At 60.5% G+C, this 15,437-nt stretch carries 16 protein-coding genes; 11 read left to right on the plus strand and 5 right to left on the minus strand.

Annotated elements, in window-relative coordinates; translation table 11 throughout:
* Nucleotides 1-86: 86 nt before the first annotated feature.
* Complete coding sequence (locus tag ACE4RL_RS13970; protein ID WP_375597723.1) at nucleotides 87-1,457, minus strand: hypothetical protein; 1,371 nt, start codon at nucleotides 1,455-1,457, stop codon at nucleotides 87-89.
* A gap of 394 nt (nucleotides 1,458-1,851) precedes the next feature.
* Between ACE4RL_RS13970 and ACE4RL_RS13975 the strand changes: the two genes are divergently transcribed.
* On the plus strand, nucleotides 1,852-2,592 hold the full coding sequence (locus ACE4RL_RS13975) for an SDR family oxidoreductase (protein WP_375597724.1): 741 nt from the start codon (nucleotides 1,852-1,854) through the stop codon (nucleotides 2,590-2,592).
* Here ACE4RL_RS13975 and nagA read toward each other — a convergent pair.
* Genes nagA through ACE4RL_RS13990 form a run of 3 tightly spaced genes read right to left on the minus strand, consistent with a single transcriptional unit; the run spans nucleotide 2,589 to nucleotide 5,538 of the window.
* On the minus strand, nucleotides 2,589-3,752 hold the full coding sequence (gene nagA / locus ACE4RL_RS13980; RefSeq protein WP_375597725.1) for an N-acetylglucosamine-6-phosphate deacetylase: 1,164 nt from the start codon (nucleotides 3,750-3,752) through the stop codon (nucleotides 2,589-2,591). The two genes, ACE4RL_RS13975 and nagA, sit on opposite strands and share 4 nt — an antisense overlap.
* A complete protein-coding gene (locus ACE4RL_RS13985) occupies nucleotides 3,749-4,777 on the minus strand; it encodes an SIS domain-containing protein (protein ID WP_375597726.1) in 1,029 nt (342 codons plus the stop codon). The genes nagA and ACE4RL_RS13985 overlap by 4 nt, the downstream gene beginning before the upstream one ends.
* A complete protein-coding gene (locus ACE4RL_RS13990) occupies nucleotides 4,774-5,538 on the minus strand; it encodes a GntR family transcriptional regulator (protein WP_375600287.1) in 765 nt (254 codons plus the stop codon). The genes ACE4RL_RS13985 and ACE4RL_RS13990 overlap by 4 nt, the downstream gene beginning before the upstream one ends.
* A 251-nt stretch (nucleotides 5,539-5,789) precedes the next feature.
* Here ACE4RL_RS13990 and ACE4RL_RS13995 point away from each other — a divergent pair, with 251 nt between their 5' ends.
* The 3 genes from ACE4RL_RS13995 (at nucleotide 5,790) to ACE4RL_RS14005 (ending at nucleotide 8,097) form a co-directional block, all read left to right on the plus strand.
* Nucleotides 5,790-6,683, plus strand: a complete 894-nt coding sequence (locus ACE4RL_RS13995) for an N-acetylmuramic acid 6-phosphate etherase (protein WP_375597727.1) — start codon at nucleotides 5,790-5,792, stop codon at nucleotides 6,681-6,683.
* A gap of 358 nt (nucleotides 6,684-7,041) precedes the next feature.
* The gene (locus ACE4RL_RS14000; protein ID WP_375597728.1) at nucleotides 7,042-7,533 is read left to right on the plus strand and encodes an SRPBCC family protein; all 492 of its coding nucleotides are present in this window, start codon (nucleotides 7,042-7,044) and stop codon (nucleotides 7,531-7,533) included.
* 171 nt (nucleotides 7,534-7,704) lie between these two features.
* On the plus strand, nucleotides 7,705-8,097 hold the full coding sequence (locus ACE4RL_RS14005; RefSeq protein ID WP_375597729.1) for a GFA family protein: 393 nt from the start codon (nucleotides 7,705-7,707) through the stop codon (nucleotides 8,095-8,097).
* A gap of 6 nt (nucleotides 8,098-8,103) precedes the next feature.
* Here the strand turns inward: ACE4RL_RS14005 and ACE4RL_RS14010 are convergent, their stop codons facing one another.
* Nucleotides 8,104-8,607, minus strand: a complete 504-nt coding sequence (locus tag ACE4RL_RS14010; protein WP_375597730.1) for a MarR family winged helix-turn-helix transcriptional regulator — start codon at nucleotides 8,605-8,607, stop codon at nucleotides 8,104-8,106.
* 365 nt (nucleotides 8,608-8,972) lie between these two features.
* Here ACE4RL_RS14010 and ectA point away from each other — a divergent pair, with 365 nt between their 5' ends.
* From ectA to ehuC, 7 genes are all read left to right on the plus strand, one after another.
* Nucleotides 8,973-9,461 (plus strand): diaminobutyrate acetyltransferase, encoded by a 489-nt coding sequence (gene ectA / locus ACE4RL_RS14015; protein ID WP_375600288.1) that lies wholly within the window; start codon nucleotides 8,973-8,975, stop codon nucleotides 9,459-9,461.
* Nucleotides 9,462-9,518: 57 nt separating this feature from the next.
* Entirely contained in the window at nucleotides 9,519-10,808 is a 1,290-nt protein-coding gene (ectB, locus tag ACE4RL_RS14020) for a diaminobutyrate--2-oxoglutarate transaminase (protein WP_375597731.1), read from the plus strand.
* Between the two features lie 13 nt (nucleotides 10,809-10,821).
* Nucleotides 10,822-11,214, plus strand: coding sequence for an ectoine synthase (locus tag ACE4RL_RS14025; RefSeq protein WP_375597732.1), 393 nt, complete (start codon nucleotides 10,822-10,824; stop codon nucleotides 11,212-11,214).
* A gap of 41 nt (nucleotides 11,215-11,255) precedes the next feature.
* On the plus strand, nucleotides 11,256-12,185 hold the full coding sequence (gene thpD / locus ACE4RL_RS14030; protein WP_375597733.1) for an ectoine hydroxylase: 930 nt from the start codon (nucleotides 11,256-11,258) through the stop codon (nucleotides 12,183-12,185).
* A gap of 71 nt (nucleotides 12,186-12,256) precedes the next feature.
* Nucleotides 12,257-13,714: an aspartate kinase gene (locus ACE4RL_RS14035; protein ID WP_375597734.1), complete on the plus strand. Its 1,458-nt coding sequence runs from the start codon at nucleotides 12,257-12,259 to the stop codon at nucleotides 13,712-13,714.
* A 72-nt stretch (nucleotides 13,715-13,786) separates the two neighbouring features.
* Nucleotides 13,787-14,653, plus strand: a complete 867-nt coding sequence (gene ehuB / locus ACE4RL_RS14040; protein WP_375597735.1) for an ectoine/hydroxyectoine ABC transporter substrate-binding protein EhuB — start codon at nucleotides 13,787-13,789, stop codon at nucleotides 14,651-14,653.
* Nucleotides 14,654-14,763: 110 nt separating this feature from the next.
* Nucleotides 14,764-15,435, plus strand: a complete 672-nt coding sequence (gene ehuC / locus ACE4RL_RS14045) for an ectoine/hydroxyectoine ABC transporter permease subunit EhuC (RefSeq protein ID WP_375597736.1) — start codon at nucleotides 14,764-14,766, stop codon at nucleotides 15,433-15,435.
* Nucleotides 15,436-15,437 lie beyond the last annotated feature (2 nt).

Consider the following 15,437-nt stretch of genomic DNA (forward strand, 5'->3'; position numbering starts at 1 on the left):
ACAGCTTGCCCGACTACTGGCCTGGCCCAAAACGAAGAAAGGCCCGGCAGAGCCGGGCCTTTCCGAATTCAGCAGTAATCCAAGGATTACTTGAATTCCTTGGCAGCCTTGAAGGTGACCTTGTAGGCACCGTTCTGGTGAGCTTCGCCCTTGACCGAGGAGGTGAAACCACCACCCGGAGCCCAAGCGAGTTCGGCAGCGCCGTAGAAGTCGGAGGTGTTGGCAGTGACGTTGCCGTAAACACCAACTTCACCGGTGAGCTTGACGGTCTCGGAGACAGCAGCAACGAGCTGAGCAGCGACCTGGTAGCCATCAGCGCCACCAGCGTTGTTCGAGTCGAAGTACTTACCGCCCAGATTGATCGACACGCCTTCGGTGACGGTGGCACCGATAGAGCCGCCGAAGCCGAAGTCGGTGTTCATGCCAGTCGCGCCGATAGCTTCACCCGACAGAGCGATGGTGAACATGTCGAAGGTAGCCTGACCGGACAGCAGACCATGCCAAGCCGAACGGTTGGTGGTGGTGTCGGTGTTACCGGCAAACGCACCGCGGACCTTGAACTGATCAAAGGTGCCAGTGAAACCAGCATGAACTGCATAGGCTTCAATAGTGCCGTCGAGGATACCGCCAGCAAGACCGGTGACGTGGGCGGTGATGCCTTCACCCGCGTATTCCAGAACACCAACAGCGGTGCCGGCGAAGCTGGAATTGTTGCCCAAGACAACGTCCGGAGCGGTAGCGGTGTCGACCGCGTCAAGGTTTTCGAGACCAACCTTGACGGTGAAGCCATCGGCAACAGCCGATACGATCTGGATGACATGACCACCAGTGTCGAGATCGCCCAGGTCGGCACCGCCGGCCAGGTTGATATCCCACTTGACGCCCTTGTCAGCCCAGTCCGAGCCCATCAGGCCGAGGAAGTTGAACGGCTCGTCGTCGCCGAAGTTGGCAATCGAACCCTTCTTACCAGCCATGATGGTGGTGGTGTCGCCGATCGAGACAAAAGCTTCGTCGAAGTTGACAGCAGCCTGATCAGGGTTGTCGAGAACAGTCTCGTTGGTCCAACGAGTGCTCTGGACTTCCTTGAGCTTCAGGGTAACCGAGGCAGGGCCAAAGTCGGAGGAAGCGGTACCAACGAACTTCACCCAAGCCTCAACCTTGGACTGCCAGTCCAGCTCGGTGCCGGCGGCGCCATCGGGAGCCATGGTGGAGCGAGTGTTGGTGGTGCCCAGGATACCGGCATAGTTATAGGCACCGCGGTAGTTGCCCCACTGGAATTCATAGGTCACGCCGCCGGTGATCTGCAGGCAGTTGTCAGCCGACGAGATGGTCAGGCCGGAGATGCCGAGCGAGTCACAGACGTCGAGCGAGGTGAGAACACCCAGATCGGCGGCAAAGCCAGCGGTCGAAAGACCAGCGGCAGCAACAGAACCGAGGATAAGGCTCTTGAGTTTCATTAATTGACCTCCAAAGTCAGTCATTTTTGGTGCCGGTTACCCAGCGGTTTGTCGAAACGCGACCACACAATTCGTGGTGCTGTGTGTTGCCGTCGCGTTGCGACCGACAAACGATCCCATGCATGGATTCGCAAGACCCACTCTACGCATGCAAAAAGCTGACGCAATCGCGGCAAGCCGGATTCGGAGTTGTCACATTGTGGTTGCGCGACAGTTGTTGCAGATTCAGCACACACGCAGAAACGAACCGTTAAACCATCTGAAGAATTCGTTAAAATTCCAGGTTTTGGGGGTGTTTGAGGACGGGCATCTGGTCCGGCGCGGTTTGCCATGACTAGAATGTGGCGACCTGCCCAATCTGTGGCGAAGTGGTGGACCATATAAGGAGAGCGTTGTGGCCGAGGGAAGAGTGGCATTGGTTTCGGGCGCGACATCGGGAATCGGACTGGGTGTGGCACGGGGGCTGATTGAGGACGGCTGGCGCGTGGCGATTTGCGGGCGGCGGGCGGAGCGTGTGCGCGAACTGAACGAGGCGCATGGTTTTGACGCCTATGTCTGCGATGTCTCCAGGCCGGAATCGGTCGCCGAGATGTTTGCCGGCATTGCGGAACGCAGTGGCCGGCTGGACCTAGTGTTCAACAATGCCGGGCGCTTTGCGCCGGCGGCCAATTTCGGCGATCTCGACGTGGCGACCTGGCGCGACATGATCGACACCAACCTCAACGGCGTGTTCTATGTCGCGCAGGCCGCGTTCCGCATGATGCGGGATCAGGCGCCGCAAGGCGGGCGCATTATCAATAACGGGTCGATCTCGGCCCATGTGCCGCGTCCTCACGCCGCGTCCTACACGACCAGCAAACACGCGATCACCGGATTGACCAAATCCATCTCGCTCGACGGCCGCCCCTACAATATCGCCTGCGGGCAAATCGATATCGGCAATGCGGCGACGGACATGACAAGCAATATGAGTGCCGGCTCCCTGCAGGCCAATGGCACCATGGCGCCGGAGCCGACATTCGATGTGGCGCATGTGATCGATGCGGTGCGCTATATGGCCGGGCTGCCGCTGTCGGCCAATGTGCAATTCATGACCGTGATGGCGACCACCATGCCCTATATCGGGCGAGGCTAGTCAGCTCCCCACACTTTCGTACCGGCGATCCAGGTGGATTGCACCCGCCGCTGGCCGGAAAGATGCACGAAGCTGGCTTCGGCCGATGGGCGCAGATGGCCCAGGCGGTCGTCAACGCCAATGGCGCGGGCAGGATAGAGCGCCGCCATGCGGAAGGCTTCCTCCGGAGACAGGCCGAGGCGGTCGATAACGAAATTGACCGCGTCGATAATGTCGAGGTCGGCGCCGGCAAGCGTGCCGTCGGCGAGGCGCAGCGCGCCATCGGCGCGGGTGATGGTGCGACCGTTCAATTCGATGGTCTTAAGGTCGGTACCGGTTTGCGACATGGAATCGGTCACCAGGAAGATATGGCCGGGCCCCTGCTTTGCGCGCAGAGCGGCGCCCATGGAGGCCGCGTGGACATGAATGCCGTCGGCGATCAGGCCCGCATGGACCTCCGGGCGGTCCAGCACCGCCCCGACGATTCCGGGCTCGCGATTGCCGAGCTGGCTCATGGCATTAAACAGATGGGTGGCCATGCTGGCGCCCGCGTCGAAAGCGGCCATCGCCTGGTCATAGCCGGCATCGGAATGGCCAATGCTGACGATTGCGCCGGCTTCAACCAGCCGGGCGATCTGCTTGGGCGGCACAGTTTCGGCGGCCACGGTGCAGAGCAGGTTCGGGAGAGCCCGGGCCGCCGCGCAGAGGCGCAGCAGGTCGTCCTCATCCATGGGACGGATCAGCGACGGATCGTGCGTTCCCTTGCGCGAAAGCGCCAGATGCGGCCCTTCAAGATGCAGGCCGATGAAGCCAGGTACATGCGCGGCAGCCGCTTCAACACCGGCGGCAATGGCTTTTTCGTTGATTTCGGCAGTGTCGGTAATCAACGTGGGCAGAAGCGCTGTTGTGCCGAACTGCGCATGGGCGGAACAAATGGTACGGATAGCGTCCAGCGTCGGCGCGTTGTTGAACAGAACGCCACCCCCGCCATTGACCTGCAGATCGACAAAGCCGGGCACGATCATGCCACCATCGAGCACCACGCGCTCGGCGTGACCGGGGATGTCGGCACTGGCCACAATGCTCGTCACATAGCCGAACTCGATCAGCAGTGCCGCGCCGTCATACCAAGTCTCGCCATCGAAAATACGCGCGCCGGAGACGGATTTGAGATCACTCATACCGTTTCAGTTACCTTCTTAAGGGCCGGCGGCACATCGGGATTCAGGCCGCGGTGGCGCGAGAGAGCTTCGACAAATCCATAGAAGGAAACGATGAGCGCCAAAGGATCGGTGATCGGGTGGCCGGTGGCCGCGAAGGGAATGGCCTTTGCAGCGCCGGGGCGTTCGCTGGTGAGAAAGGCCTTGGCGCCCTGCCCGGCCAGTTTGTGCGCCATGTCGGCAACCGAGGTTTCGGCCGCGTCACGTGCAGCCAGACCAAGCACGGGATAGCCGGGCGTCACAATGGCCACCGGACCGTGCATGACTTCCGCGGCGCTGTAGGACTCAGCCTGGATGTTGCAGGTTTCCTTGAACTTCAGGGCCGCCTCATTGGCGATGGCGAAGCCCGGCCCGCGCCCCAGAACATAGAGCGCGTTGTGTCCATTAAGCGCCCCGATCAGATCCGACCAATCGCAGGCCACGGCGCGCGCCAGGCTCTCGGGCAGTGCGGCCACGGCGCGATCGATTTTGGCATCGCCGCTCCAGCGTGCCAGAAGGGCCAGTCCGGCCACGACCGAGGTCACAAAGGTTTTGGTGGCCGCAACGCTCTTTTCGGGTCCGGCATGCAGGTCAATGGTGAAATCGCTTGCCTCGGCCAGTGGCGAACCGGCCGTATTGGTGATGGCAATGGTGGTCGCACCGCTGCGCCGCGCCGACTGGGCCATGCCCACAATGTCGGGGCTCTTGCCAGATTGGGAAATGGCGATGGCCGCCGCCTTGCCCAGCTTCAGATCACGCCCATAGATGGAGGCGATGGAGGGGCCGACCGAGGCGACCGGTACGCCCATGGTCAGTTCAAAGGCGTATTTGAGATAGGTGGCGGCATGGTCGGACGAGCCGCGCGCCACAGTCACAACCAAAGCCGGGTCCAGTTCGCGCAGGCGGGCAGCCGCTGCGTCCAGACTGACGGCTGAGGCCTCAAGGAAACTGGCCACCACTTGCGGGATCTGATCGACTTCCTGGCGCATATGGGTCTGGGTGGTCATGATCTGAGGGCTCCATTGCTGGTATCGCCGAGCCGGAGTTCGGCGACGAAGTCATATGTGTCGCCCCGATAGATGGAGCGGGTGAACTCGACGACGCGGCCGGTGCCGAGATAAGAAATGCGCTCGATATGCAGGCCGGCCGAGCCGACGGGCACCTGCAGCAGGTGCGCATCATCCTCGGAAATATTGGCTGCGCGGATGCGCTGGATAGCGCGAACGGGGCGCATGCCTGTCTTCTCGAGATGCTTGTAGAGCGAATCCGCGATGCCGAGGGGGTCGGGCAGCACAGCCGTGGAAAGGCTGGCGCGTTCGATGGCCAGAGGCGTTTCTCCGGTCAGGCGGAGGCGGGAGATGCGCGCCACTCGATCTCCAGAACTCAGGCCCAGAACGATGGTCTCTTCGGGCGAAGGAATATAAAGCCCGCGCTCCAGCCACTCTGCCCGGACCGACATGCCCCGGCGCGCCATATCTTCAGTGAAAGACGTGAGCTGAGACAGGGACTGCTCGACGCGCTGCGTCTCGGGTGCAACGAATGTCCCCGAGCCATGACGCTGGACCAGAACCCCTTCGTGCACCAGATGCTGCACCGCCTTGCGCACCGTAACACGGGACACGTCGGCCCGCTGCGCCAGGTCGCGCTCGGACGGCAAGGCATCGCCGGGGTTGATAAGTCCGCGCTTTATGGCATCTTCTATCCAGCGCTTGAGCTGCAGATACAGTGGACCGCCAATCGGCAAAACCACCGGACCTTCGCCAAACATATTGCCGGACTGCTCAGTCAAAAGACCTCCTTGGCCGGCCATTCTGGAGACCGGCGAGCCGTATGTGCCCAAAGTGGCACAGACCTATGATACCAATAAAATACCATTCACCAAGCCCCATCTGCAGAATGGTGAGCAATTTCTCCATCTTGCTGTGGAAATTGGTCTTTTGCCGCCGCTTGCTACCCTCTTGACCGCGGCGGAGTGATAAGTGGTATTTGTTTGGCATTAACGATGTCCAGGAGCAGCCGATGACAAACAGGCAAACGGAAGCGCGGCACCCCCAGGCTATCGGCCTTGACCTGAAGCCGGACGCGGACATTCTGGCACTCCTGGCTTCCGGCCAGGCCGACGCCGCCCAATGCGTCGCAACGGCAAGTCCCGCCATCGCCCAGGGCGCCGAACTGGCCGCCGAAGCCCTGCGCAAGGGCGGCAGGCTGGTCTATGCCGCAGCCGGCAGTTCTGGCCTGATGGCACTGGCCGATGCGCTCGAACTGCCCGGAACCTATGGCATTGAACGCCACCGTATTGAAATCCTTCTGGCAGGAGGAGCGGAGGCGCTCCGGGACATGCGCGGCGGACCGGAGGACGATGCGCAAGCTGCCACGAAGGATACCGAGGCGCTTAACCTCAGCGCCAATGATTGTCTGATCGCCGTCACCGCCAGCGGGCAGACACCCTACCCTCTGGCCGCTGTGGACGTTGCCCGTGCGGCCGGGGCAAGAACGATCGGCATTGCCAATAATGCTGGGGCCCCGCTGTTTGCCAAGGTAGATGCGGCCATCTGCCTGCCGACCCCGGCCGAAGTCATTGCCGGATCAACCCGGATGGGCGCAGGAACGGCGCAGAAGATAGCGCTCAACATGCTCTCCACCCTGATGGCCGTTCATCTGGGGCATGTGCATGACGGCTATATGGTCAATGTCATCGCAGACAATGAAAAGTTGCGGGGCCGGGCCTGCGGGATTGTCGCGGCCATCGCCGGCGTGGAGGAGGCCGCGGCAAGAGCTGCCTTGGAACTCAGCGCGGGGGCGGTCAAACCGGCCGTGCTGATCGCCAGGGGCGCACCGGATTTAGAGATGGCCTTGAGCATTTTATTACGGAATGACGGCCATCTGCGCCGCTCCCTGACAGAGCTCAACTGAGTAGCCGACAATTCTTCCTGTTATTTACGGGAAAGATTTGGTTAACTTCTTCCCAGTGGTGGCTGGGGAGCAACATATCATGTCCTGGATATCGTTCAGAACAGGCGGTGGCCGTCTGAAAATCAAGCCACGCTCGCAAATGCGCCGGGCGGAGCGGAACAGGAAAGTGAAGGTTCTTGACCTCGGACTTATCCTGGTAACCTGGTGGTCGCGCGACGACCTGGAACGTTACGGCTGAGCAACAGGTCGATACGGTCTTTGCCCTCCTGGCTCTACCGAAAATTTCTCAAGAATCTTGTCGATCTCCTCTCCGGCCGGTCGTCGCTTTGACGAGATGCCAAATCAGAGGAGACCTCAAATGAACCTGCAAACCACTGAGCATATGTCGCAAGCAGACACCAATCGTGACCTCGTTCTGACGCGCCTGATCGACGCTTCGCCTGAGGCGGTCTACCGCTGCTGGACCGAGCCGGACCTGATGATGCGCTGGTTTGCGCCCAAGCCATGGACGACCCCGCGCGCCAGTGTCGATCTGCGTCCAGGGGGCGCATCTTTGGTCGTGATGGCTGACGAGGGTGGCACTGAATACCCCAGTCCCGGGCAGTATCTGGAAGTTGTTCCAAACCGTAAGCTTGTGTTTACCGATGCCTTTGTCGGAGACTGGCAACCCTCGGAGAAACCTTTCTTTACCTGTGTGCTGACCTTCGAGCCAGAAGGGAGCAAGACCCGTTACACGGCGACCGCGCGGCATTGGACCATCGGAGACAGGCAGGCCCATGAAAAGATGGGTTTTCATGAAGGTTGGGGGTTATGCGCAGCGCAGTTGGAAGAGGTCGCCAAGTCGCTGTGATTTTGGCAAGAACCAAAAGACCCCGGAGGTGGGGGCACCTTCGGGGTCTTTTACCGGTTCTCGATATTTCTCAATCGCGTTCCAGTCTGGTTTGAACGGCTGAACCCCGCCATGGTTCCTCACACCCGACACAACGATCTCATACTCAATTGCGGATTGGCGGAGGGCAGAATGAGCGATATTTCCGGTGGGTGCCTTTGCGGCGCGGTGCGCGTACAAGCGCATGGGGCTCCATATCGGGTGGGGCTATGCCACTGCATGGATTGCCGGAAACACCATGGCGCATTGTTTCATGCCTCCGTCATCTACGCCGACACGGCTGTCGACATATCTGGTGAGACCCACACATATGCAGGGCGGCACTTTTGCCCCCGCTGCGGTTCCTCGGTCTTTTCGCGCAGTGGAGACGAGATCGAGATCAATCTGGGCTCGCTCGACTCGATCAACCAGTTCCATCCCAGCTATGAACTCTGGACGATCCGCCGAGAAAGCTGGCTGCCGCCGTTCCATGGCGTGAAAAGCTATCCGGAAGATCGCGCTGGCGCCGAACGAGCCGAACCATAGCCCCCGTCAGGGCTGCTCTGGGTCGAAGGACACCTCGCCGGCCAGTTCGGCGACATGGTCAATGACGGCGGCGGCGTCGGGATGATCGCTGCCGAGCATGTCGGCCACCCGCTCCAGGGCGGCGATCAGCATGATCTGCTCCCAATCCTTGAGATCGGAGAACTGCTTGTGAAACTGGGCATGAACGCCATCCGGGGCAATGTCGAGCACCTTCCGGCCCTTGTCGGTCAGCGAGAGCAGCACCTGGCGCCGGTCTTTTTCGCCCCTCCGGCGCTGGATCATGCCGGTGGTTTCCAGTTTTTGCAGCAAGGCGGTCGTGGTCGCCTGGGTAATGCCCATGCGGCTCGCAATATGGCCGGCGGTCTTTTCCTGCTCGCCATCCAGGATCTGCATGAAAATGAGTTGAGAGGGCGTGAGGCCGGTTTCGCGCATCAGCTGCTTGGAGTTGGACTCGGTGGCACGCAGGATCTTCCGCATTGCCGTCAGCGCCGATTTGGTCCGATCTTCCAATAGCATGCTCCAGAGTCTTCCCCATCATATTATCGTCAGAATGCGGGGAACCCAAGCACGATAGCTGCGTTTGAATTTCCTTAGTCAAAACTAACTTGTTTTTCTCTGCAAAAGCACAAACCGCATCCCAACAAAATATTTTGGAGCATCAGCTTTCACGCAACCCACTGATTTCATAGGGGAGATCACGGTTCCTTGTCATGCGCATGACGGCCTGCAACGAACTTTGGCCAATATGTGGGTTGAAATTTAGTTCAACCAAGCTAACTTTCGCCACCATGATTTACGGCAACTCAGCGCTGTTCGATGCCAGTGCCCTTCACCGGCAAACCGCAAGTGCCCCGCAAGCGAGCATTCGTGCCCCCATCAGTACGGATGGCTCGAAGGTGTGGAAGCTCATCGGTGCCACCAGCGCGCTCGATGATAATTCGCTCTATTGCAACTTGCTGCAGGCCACCCATTTCGCCGCCACCTGTGCCATCGCAGAGCAGGACGGCGAGGTCGTCGGCTGGCTCTCAGGCTATATCCCGCCCGAGCACCCCGACACCTATTTCGTCTGGCAGGTCTGCGTCAGTGACGCTGCACGCGGACAGGGTCTTGGGCGCCGCCTGATTGGCGACGTGCTGGCCCGCCCGGTGTGCCGCGCTGTAACGACGCTGCAATGCACCATCACCCATGACAATGAACCAAGCTGGGGCCTGTTTACGGGCATTGGCCGCAAGCTCAATGCGCAGCTGCAGCAGGTCGAATTGTTCGAGAAAGACGCCCATTTCGACGGGCTGCATGACAGCGAGTACGCAGTCAGCATCGGCCCGTTCAGTCCCGAGAAGGTGACGGCGCTTACGAGCGCCTGATCGTACAACCTTTTACGACCCATCCCTTTGACTATCCACGTCCAGGAGACGTTCCCCATGGCCACGACAGCAACCATCACGCCCATCAATACCTTTGAGCGCGTCGAAAGCCGCGTGCGGTCCTATTCGCGCAGCTTTCCCAAGGTGTTCGACCGGGCGCTTGGCTCGACCATCTTTGATACCAATGGCAAGGCCTACACCGACTTTCTGGCCGGCTGCTCGACGCTCAATTATGGGCATAATGACCCGGACCTGAAATCGGCGCTGATCGAGTACATTTCCAACGACGGTATCGCGCATGGCCTGGACATGTTCACGGACGCCAAGGAGCACTTCCTCTCGACCTTCGAGCGGTTGATCCTGCGCCCGCGCGGCATGACGCATCAGCTTCAGTTTACTGGGCCAACCGGCGCCAATGCGGTGGAAGCGGCGATGAAGCTGGCCCGCAAGGTGACTGGACGCACCAATATCATCTCCTTTACCAATGGCTTCCATGGCGTGACCATGGGCGCGCTCGCCGCAACGGGCAATGGCAAGCACCGCGGTGGCGCAGCAATGCCGCTCTCCGGCGTTACCCGCGCCGCCTATGATGGCTATCACGGCCCGGACATCAACACGGCCGACCTGCTTGAGCGTCAGTTGAGCGATCCGTCCAGCGGCATCGACGCGCCCGCGGCGATCATCGTCGAGACCGTTCAGGGCGAAGGCGGTCTCAATGCCGCCTCCCCCGAATGGCTGCGCCAGATCCAGGCGATTGCCCGCAAGCACGGTGCCCTGTTCATCATCGACGACATTCAGGCCGGTTGCGGCCGCACGGGCGGGTTCTTCTCGTTCGACGGCATGGATCTGTCTCCAGACATCGTCACCATGGCCAAGTCGCTTTCGGGCATGGGCCTGCCGCTGGCCATGACGCTCATCAAGCCGGAGCACGATATCTGGAAGCCGGCTGAACATAACGGCACCTTCCGTGGCAACAACCACGCCTTCGTGACCGCCGCTGCGGCGCTTGAGAAGTTCTGGTCGGACGACCGCTTCATCTCGGATGTGAACGAGAAGGCCCGTTATCTCGGCGAGCGTCTGGCTGCCATTGCCGATGAGCATGGCCTGACCACCAAGGGCCGCGGCATGATGGTCGGCATCGACACCGGTTCAGGCGAGAGCGCAGCTGCCATCTGCAAGGCCTGCTTCGCCAAGGGCCTGATCATCGAAACTTCGGGCAGCTTTGACGAAGTGGTCAAGGTGCTCTGCCCGCTCACCATTTCCCTCGACCAGCTGACCGCCGGCATCGACATCATGGAGACCGCCTTTGACGCGGTCCTGGGGTCGCACCGCGCGGCGGCCGAATAAGGACTTTTCAGCAATGATTGTACGCGATCTCGAATCCGCCCGGATGGGCGACCGCCTCGTCAATTCCAGTGGCTGGGACAGCACGCGCCTGCTGCTGGCCGGCGACGAGATGGGGTTCAGTTTTCACATCACCCGGATTCACGAAGGCACCAGCCACGTGTTTCACTACAAGCATCACTTCGAGAGCGTCTATTGCATCTCGGGTGAGGGCTCGATCGAGGAACTGGATACCGGCGTGGTGCACCAGATCCGCCCGGGCGTGATGTATGCGCTCAACCTCAATGACAAGCATCGCCTGACCGCCAAGAGCGAGATGGTGATGGCGTGCTGCTTCAACCCGCCGGTGACCGGCAAGGAAGTGCACCGCGAGGATGGCTCCTACGCCCCGATTTCCGAAGACGCGTAAGCGTCCAGATACTTAAAAACACAAACTGAAAGGCGAGAACCATGACCCAGTCAGCTTTCGACACCGCCAATCACGATGACTACCCCACCCGCTTGCCAGCCGAAAAGTGGCAGGAGCGCAAAGACCCCGTCGTCTGGGGCAACTGGACCCCGGAAGCGCCGCTGACGCGTGCGCAGACCGAGAGCTTTGAAAAGAACGGCTATCTGGTCCTCAAGGACGTCTTTTCCCCGGCAGAAGTCGCCGCCCTGCAGAAAGAATCCGCCCATATGCGTTCGGGCGAGGCAAAGATTGCAGAAGACAACGTGATCACCGAGCCCGGCTCGAACGAGGTGCGCACCGTCTTCCGGCTGGATGAAGAGAATGCGCTGTTCGCGCGCCTCGCCAGCGACCGCCGCATTGCCGGCGCCGTCAGCTTCCTGCTCGATGACGAGGTTTATCTCCACCAGTCGCGCCTGAACTATAAGCCGGGCTTTACCGGCAAGGAGTTCTACTGGCACTCGGACTTCGAAACCTGGCACGCCGAGGATGGCATGCCGCGCATGCGCGCCATTTCGGCCTCGATCCTGCTCACGGACAATGACGCGCTCAATGGTCCACTGATGCTGATGCCGGGCACCCACAAGAATTTCATCGCCTGTGCCGGCGAGACCCCTGAGGATAACCACAAGACCTCGCTCAAGAAGCAGGAAATTGGCGTTCCCTCGCATGACGCGCTGACGAAGATGGCCAAGGAACATGGCATCGACTACGCCTCGGGCAAGGCCGGGACCGTGGTGCTGTTCGACTGCAACACGATGCACGGCTCGAACGGCAATATCACGCCCTTCCCGCGCTCGAATGCCTTCTTTGTCTATAATGCCTGGTCCAACCGCGTTGTAGCGCCCTTCGCGGCCAAGAACCCGCGCCCGGCATTCCTCAGCTCGCGTGACCCCAAGGGTCCGATCAGCATTGAGACCGGCAAAATCGGCTAAGGCCGGTTTCTAAAGACGCCCACGACCAACCAAATGGCTCCGCTCCCGAAAAGGGAGCGGCTGGAGACTGCATGACCACCGAAAGCCCGCGCCATACTGTTGAAAAGATCGGCGGCACCTCGATGTCCCGCACCGAGGAATTGCTCGACACCGTGCTGATTGGTAACCGCAAGGGTGCCGATCTGTACCAGCGCATCTTTGTGGTCTCGGCCTATGCCGGGATGACCGACGACCTGCTCGAACACAAGAAATCCGGCAAGCCCGGCGTCTATGCGCTGTTTTCCAGCGCCGAGAGCGGCTGGGGCTGGGGCGATGCCCTCAGCGCCGTGGCCGACAAGATGTTCGCCCATAATGAGCGCATCTTCGCCGACGAAGGCGCCCGTCAATCGGCCAACCGCTTTGCCCGCGAGCGGGTGGAAGGCGTGCGATCCTGCCTGATCGATCTGCAGCGGCTGTGCTCATTCGGGCATTTCCAGCTCCAGCAGCATCTGCTGACCGTGCGCGAAATGCTGGCCTCGCTGGGTGAAGCCCATTCCGCGTTCAACACCGCGCTGCTGCTCAACCTCAACGGCGTCCGCGCCCGGATGATCGACCTCACCGGCTGGCGCGACGAGGGCCAGTACACGCTCGATGAGGCCATTGAGCGGGCGCTGGCAGATGTCGATCTTGCCACCGAGCTGCCGATTGTCACAGGCTATGCCCAATGCAGCGAAGCGCTGATGGGCACCTATGACCGGGGCTATTCGGAGGTGACCTTGTCGCGACTGACGGTCGTGACCAAGGCGCGCGAGGCGATCATTCATAAGGAATTCCACCTTTCGAGCGCCGACCCGCGGCTGGTGTCGCAGGATGCAGTGCGCGTGATTGGTGAAACCAATTACGACGTGGCCGACCAGCTCTCCAATATGGGCATGGAAGCGATCCATCCCCGCGCGGCCAAGGGCCTGCGTCGAGCCGGTATTCCGCTGCGTGTGAAAAATGCTTTCGAGCCGGAACATCCCGGTACGGTGATCCGTTCTGACCTTGATGCGCAGTCACCCCAGGTCGAAATCGTGACCGGATTGAAAAATGTCTACGCCTTCGAGTTCTACGACCAGGACATGGTCGGGGTAAAAGGCTACGACGCCGAAATCCTCGAGGCGCTGAAGCGGCACAAGGTCTGGATTATCGCCAAGACCTCCAACGCCAACACCATCACCCATTATCTCAAGGGTTCGATGAAGGCGATCAAGCGGGTCGAGACCGATCTGTCCAACGCCTTTCCGACAGCCGATATCTCCTTGCGCAAGATTGCGCTGGTCTCGGCCATCGGCCGCGACCTGGGATCGCCGAAGGTGCTGACCCAGGCCATTCGTGCCCTCTCAGATGCCGGGATCGAGCCGCTGGGCGTGCACGACCTGCTACGCAAGGTCGACCTGCAGGTCATCGTCGAGCCCGACCAGTTCGAAGCCACAATCGCGGCCCTGCACAAGGGCCTGATCGAAGACTGGGCCGCCGCCCCGCAACACAAATTGCACGCGGCAGCCTGATCCATGCCGGCTGCAGGGATGGGCAGCAGCCGGTTTCAACCGCCCGAAGAAGAAGAAATGAGGAGAACACACATGACCAAATTCGGAAAAACCGCAGTCATGGCGCTGTCCGCCATCGCCGCTTCGGCACTTGCCTCTACCGCTGTCAGCGCCGCATCGCTGGCCGAAATCCAGGAATCGGGTTCGATCCGCATCGCGGTCGCCAATGAGATTCCCTATGGCTATATCGATCCGGTCTCGGGCGAAGCCAAGGGTGCCGGCCCAGACGTGGCCAAGCACATCGCCGAGGAACTCGGCGTGACCGATATCGAGTGGATCACCACCGACTTTTCCTCGCTCATCCCCGGCCTGCAGGCCGACCGGTTCGACATGGTTGCCGCCGAAATGGCCATCATACCGACCCGTTGCGCCACGGTCATCTATTCGGAGCCCAACACTTCCTATGGTGAAGGTCTCCTGGTGCCCGCCGGCAATCCCAAAGAGCTGAGCGGCTATGCTGACTTTGCTGACAATTCCGATCTCAAGGTCGCCATCATGGCCGGCGCGAACCAGCTCGACATGATGCAGGCACTGGGCGTGTCGGAAGGTCAGCTCGTAACCATCTCGTCCAACGCCGATGCGATCTCGACCGTTTCGACCGGTCGCGCCGACGCCTATGCCGCGACCGGCCTGACCGCCAGCGAACTGGCCGGCCAGAGCGACTCCGTGGAAGTCGCCGAAGGCTTCACCGATCCCGTGATCAATGGGACCGAACAGCGCTCTTGGGGCGGTTTCGTCTTTGCCCAGGGCAATGAAGAGCTGCGCGACGCGGTCAACGAAGTGCTCGCAGAGTACAAGCAGACCGACGAATGGCTGAATACGGTTTCGGGCTACGGCTTTACCGATGCCGATACTTCGCGCTCGTTCGACATGAGCACTGAAGAGCTCTGCACCGAGTAGTTTCGGTTCATGATCTGATCTGCCGGCGGGCGCTTGCTTGGCGCCCGCCGGTAAATTGGTTTAAGCTTCACCAGCAACAACAATAAAAAAGCTAGGTTGAGAACGCCTTCATGGATTGGACCCAATATCTCAACCCCCTGATGCTGGGGGCTTGGGTGACCATCGAGCTGACGATCTATTCAACGGTGTTCGGAGCGATCCTTGCGTTCGCCGCAGGCATCGGCAAGCTTGCCCATAACCCGCTGATCAGGGCGATTTCGATAGGCTATATCGAGATATTCCGCGGTACCTCGCTGCTGGTGCAGCTCTTCTGGCTGTATTTCGCCCTTCCGGTCGCCGGCCAGGCGATTGGCATCGATCTGCGCCTGCCCCCTGTCGCCGCCGGTGTCTTGGCGCTGTCGCTCAATATTGGAGCCTATGGCGCCGAGGTTGTGCGCGGGGCCATCCAGTCCGTCTCCAAGGATCAATATGAGGCCGCCAAGGCGCTCAATTTCACGCCGCGAATGACCCTGTGGCGGGTCGCGCTGCCCCAGTCGATCCCCGAAATGATGCCGCCTTTCGGCAATCTGGCCATTCAGAATCTCAAGGATACTGCGCTCGTTTCGCTCATTTCCTTGTCCGACCTAGCGTTTCGTGCTGAGCAATTGCGCAATTTCACCCAGGACTCGACGACGATCTACACACTGGCTTTGTTGATGTATTTCGGCCTGGCGCTGGTTTTGACCGCTATGATGAAACTGCTCGAGCGGTTTGTGGGCCGCTGGCGCGCCGGAGCGAGGTAGAA

This window comes from Devosia polycyclovorans, assembly GCF_042181575.1.
Lineage (GTDB): Bacteria > Pseudomonadota > Alphaproteobacteria > Rhizobiales > Devosiaceae > Devosia > Devosia polycyclovorans.